The sequence below is a fragment of the Staphylococcus pasteuri genome, from assembly GCF_003970495.1.
GTDB lineage: Bacteria > Bacillota > Bacilli > Staphylococcales > Staphylococcaceae > Staphylococcus > Staphylococcus pasteuri.
Map to the genome: position 1 here is coordinate 1 of NZ_RXWW01000071.1, position 4,592 is coordinate 4,592.

A 4,592-nucleotide genomic window follows, 5' to 3' on the forward strand; every position below is an offset into this window, starting at 1 on the left:
GTTTTACTCATAATGTACTCCTTAATAAATATATGAAAAGTATATCATAAACCTAAAATGAACCATAAAGTAAATCTCTTTAAAGGAATTTTTAAAAAAGTTGAAATTAATTAATTATTGCAAATCCAGTAAAATTGCGGGTTTGCAAAAGACTGTCATAATAGTTTTGTAAGCGATTTCAATAAATTGTTAAAATATTGTTTCAATTTTGTCATTTTATAGTATAATTGCGTCAATAAGTTTATTATTATTTTATCCTAGTAAAAAAGAGGTGTGTTATTAACATGGAGAATAACGAATTACAAAGGGGATTAAGTGCACGTCAAATGCAGATGATTGCACTAGGCGGTACGATTGGTGTTGGCTTGTTTATGGGAGCAACAAGTACAATCAAATGGACAGGACCGTCAGTAATATTTGCGTATTTAATTGCGGGTATATTTTTATTTTTAATCATGCGTGCTATGGGAGAAATGATTTATATTAATCCAACAACTGGTTCTTTTGCTACATTTGCTAGTGATTACATACACCCAGCAGCTGGATATATGACAGCGTGGAGTAATATATTCCAGTGGGTAGTCGTAGGTATGAGTGAGGTTATAGCTGTCGGAGAATATATGAATTATTGGTTCCCGAATTTACCTCAATGGATACCAGGGGTTATAGCTATTTTATTATTAGCAGCTGCTAACTTAGTATCAGTAAAAGCCTTTGGAGAATTTGAATTTTGGTTCGCTTTAATTAAAGTTATAACAATTGTTTTAATGATTATAGCAGGTTTTGGTTTAATATTATTTGGCTTAGGTAATGGTGGACATCCAGTTGGTTTTTCTAACTTATGGTCACATGGTGGATTTATGCCAAATGGTATAGTCGGTTTCTTTTTTGCACTATCAATCGTTATAGGTTCATATCAAGGTGTTGAATTAATTGGTATTTCAGCAGGTGAAACTAAAGATCCACATAAAAATATTGTAAAAGCAGTTAACGGTGTTATCTGGCGTATACTTATTTTTTATCTTGGTGCCATCTTTGTTATCGTTACAGTTTATCCATGGGATGAGTTAGGAAGCATCGGAAGTCCGTTTGTAGCAACATTTGCTAAAGTCGGTATCACATTCGCAGCTGGTTTAATTAACTTTGTAGTATTAACAGCAGCAATGTCTGGTTGTAACTCAGGAATCTTTAGTGCGAGTCGTATGATTTATACATTAGCACGTAAAGGTCAACTACCTAAGATTTTTACTAAAGTTATGAAAAATGGTGTACCAATTTATACGGTATTAGCAATTTCTATAGGAATCTTAATTGGAGCTTTATTAAACGTTATTTTACCACTGTTTATTAAAGGTGCAGATAGTATATTTGTATATGTGTATAGTGCTTCAATTTTACCTGGTATGATTCCTTGGTTTATGATTTTAATCAGTCATATTCGTTTTAGAAAATTACATCCTGGTGAAACTAAAAACCATCCATTTAAAATGCCAGGTGGTATAGTTGCAAGTTACTTAACAATAGCGTTTCTAATTATTGTTTTAATCGGTATGTTATTTAATAAAGAAACTGTAGTATCAGTAGTAATTGGTATCGTATTCTTAACTGCTGTAACTATTTATTACTTTATTAGATATAATAAAGCAGAGAAAAATTTAAAAAAAGATAATTCATTAAAATAAAATCAATTTAAAAAGCAGCATTAACGTCATTAAACTTGCGTTAGTGCTGCTTTTCTATATTTGAAATGTATATAATTAACAATAGGATTGAGCTTAGACAATATTTTAGTCTAAACTTAATCCTATTTAATTAGTGCTTAAAGTCAATATTAGAAAGATGCTTTCTATAATTATCTAATGCCATTTTAGATTGTGTAATAAAGTCTAAAGAAGATTGATAGTTTAAAGCAATATATCGATAATAAAGAACATCAATCGTAAACATTTGTGCTAATAAAGATGTTGTAGCGCCCATGCGCATTTCATTTTCATCAGTTTCACCATAATCTAGTACGATATCTGACATTTGAGAAATGGTATTGTTGGGCGAACTAGTTATTGTCACAATTGGAATATGATAATCTTCAACTACTTTAGCAATAGATTGCATTTCACTTTGTGCTCCATTGTTTGTGATAAAAACAACGCAATCTCGACTATCACAAGAAGCAAGCATCGTAGTGAAAATATGTGTTTCTTGTGCAAGTTGTGCATTCATACCAATCCGTGAAAGCTTTTGATATAAGTCGGTCGCTACGACAAAAGATGCACCATATCCATAAATGAATATTCTATTAGAATGTTTGAATTGATCGCAAATGAGATCTACGGTTTTATCGTTCAGATTATTATTTGCTTTAGTTAATGCACCATTTGCACGAGCAAGCATCTTCTTTTTAAGTGATGAGGTGCTTTCATTATCAACTAATTCAACATTATAAACAGTTGTTTCTTTAGGCATGTACTTTGATAGTTCGATTTTTAATTCTTGAAAACCACCATCTACCAATTTTTTACTAAATCGGATAATAGATGATGGACTCGTATCAAGTTCTTGTGCAAGATCTTGAGAATTCATCTTTATTACTTCGTGTGGTGCATTTTGAATATAATTTGCTATTTTTTTCTCGTTTTTTGTTAAATAGGGATACTGGTTATCTATTTCATATAAAATGTTCGTCATTTTAATCACCCAGTTTGTTAGAGTTTCTCATTTTTTTTGTAGTTCCAAATAAAAATGTCATGATAAAGCCACCTATATATGCTGAAATTAAACCAACAATATAACCTAGATACATATTGTCTGAGATTAAAGGTAATAAAGATAAGCCACTAGGTCCAACAGCTTTAGCGCCTATATGACCAATTCCTCCAATAACAGCACCGCCAATACCGCCACCAAGACATGCAGTGAAAAAAGGTCTACCGAGTGGCAACGTTACACCATAAATCAATGGTTCCCCTATACCTAAGAAACCTACGGGTAATGCGCCTTTTAAAGTATTTCTAAGTGGTTGATTATGACGACAGCGTACCCATAAAGCAAGGGCAGCACCAACTTGACCAGCACCAGACATTGCAGCTATAGGTAGTAAATAGGTTGCGCCAGTACTATTAATAAGCTCGATATGGATTGGTGTAAAAACGTGATGAAGTCCTAACATGACTAATGGAAGGAAAAAGGCACCAATAATAAATCCGCTAAAGATACCACCAACGTCAATCACCCAATTCACAACATGCACTAAACCATCTGATATAAAACCAGCAATTGGCATGATTATAAATATCGTCAATAAACCAATGGTAAGTAGTGATAGGGTGGGTGTGATAATAATATCTATTGATTCTGGTACTGATTTATGTAGTTTCTTCTCAATGATACTTAAGATCCAAACGGCAAATATAACACCTATAATTCCACCTTGACCAGCAACAAGAGGTTCTCCTGTGAAAATATTTTTTATAGGATTTTCATCGGTTAGACCTGTTAATAATGTTGTACCTCCTATAACTCCACCTAAACCTGGTGTAGCACCGAATGCTTTAGCGCTATTAATCCCAGTGAAAATGGCTAAGTAAGCTAACATACCGTCTTTAATAACATTTAATACGGTAACAAGTTGTTTCATGAAATCTCCAGATATCATGTGCGCAGTTAACATATTGTTTAATACTGCAGCTATACCACCGATTAAACCTGCCCCTATAAATGCCGGAATTAAGGGGATAAAGATGTTAGAAATGGACTTTAAAATACGTTGCCATTTACTTTGCTTTCTTGAATTTTGATAATGCTTTTTATTTTCGTTAGCAAGTTGTTCAGCTTGTGATTTATAGCTTTGATTTTCAGAATGATTGATGTCTTCATCCAATGGTACATGACTGTATTCAGCCATTTTATTAGCGACCTTATTAACAATACCTGGACCAACAATAATTTGAAGATGATCATCTTCGACAATACCCATAACACCTTCAATTTGATGTAGATTATCGTAATTTACAATACTTGAATCAATGATAGTTAATCGAACTCTAGTCATACAATGCATTATTCGCTGTATATTTTCGATGCCACCTACAGCTTTTATAATTTCTTGAGCAAGTCGTTCTTCTTTACTCATGGAATTAGCCTCCTTTAACCTTTGATGGCTTGCTTAATCACTCCATTATGTTGTAGTAATTTTTGTTGTGCTTCATCTTTGGTTATGTCACTTAAATTCATGACAATAGCAGTTTTAATATCTTTATCGGCTTTTTCATAGAGTAACTTTGCTTCTTCGTCATTTAAATCACATATTTCTTTAATGATGCGTATTGAACGGTGAATTAATTTCTGATTGGTTGGTTTTAAATCTACCATTAAATTATCATAAACTTTGCCAACACCTATCATTGTCATTGTAGAAATCATATTGAGAACGAGTTTTTGTGCCGTTCCTGATTTTAAACGTGTTGATCCTGTTAGTACTTCTGGACCTACAGGTATTTCTAATGCATATTGTGCGACTTTACTCATTTTACTGTCTGTATTACATGAGATTGAAACACTAGTAGCACCCACTTTGTTAGCATAAGTTAAAGCAC

The 4,592-nt window shown here is 32.8% G+C and carries 4 protein-coding genes; 1 reads left to right on the forward strand and 3 read right to left on the reverse strand.

The window, feature by feature from the left end; translation table 11 throughout:
• Nucleotides 1-284 precede the first annotated feature (284 nt).
• Nucleotides 285-1,682 (forward strand): amino acid permease, encoded by a 1,398-nt coding sequence (locus tag CD121_RS10135; RefSeq protein WP_107999881.1) that lies wholly within the window; start codon nucleotides 285-287, stop codon nucleotides 1,680-1,682.
• Between the two features lie 130 nt (nucleotides 1,683-1,812).
• On the opposite strand, the gene CD121_RS10140 is transcribed toward CD121_RS10135, so the two are convergent.
• From CD121_RS10140 to CD121_RS10150, 3 genes are all read right to left on the reverse strand, one after another.
• Nucleotides 1,813-2,685: a MurR/RpiR family transcriptional regulator gene (locus CD121_RS10140; protein WP_126568143.1), complete on the reverse strand. Its 873-nt coding sequence runs from the start codon at nucleotides 2,683-2,685 to the stop codon at nucleotides 1,813-1,815.
• Nucleotide 2,686: 1 nt separating this feature from the next.
• On the reverse strand, nucleotides 2,687-4,129 hold the full coding sequence (locus CD121_RS10145; RefSeq protein WP_126568146.1) for a PTS transporter subunit EIIC: 1,443 nt from the start codon (nucleotides 4,127-4,129) through the stop codon (nucleotides 2,687-2,689).
• A 14-nt stretch (nucleotides 4,130-4,143) separates the two neighbouring features.
• Nucleotides 4,144-4,592 (reverse strand): N-acetylmuramic acid 6-phosphate etherase (locus tag CD121_RS10150; protein ID WP_126568148.1); only part of this gene is annotated, 449 nt, incomplete at its 5' end.

What these genes read in the sequence shown, in the direction of transcription:
- CD121_RS10145 (WP_126568146.1), bottom strand. Translation starts at nt 4,129, where the DNA reads ATGAGTAAAGAAGAACGACTTGCTCAAGAAATTATAAAAGCTGTAGGT.
- CD121_RS10135 (WP_107999881.1), top strand. Translation starts at nt 285, where the DNA reads ATGGAGAATAACGAATTACAAAGGGGATTAAGTGCACGTCAAATGCAG.
- CD121_RS10140 (WP_126568143.1), bottom strand. Translation starts at nt 2,685, where the DNA reads ATGACGAACATTTTATATGAAATAGATAACCAGTATCCCTATTTAACA.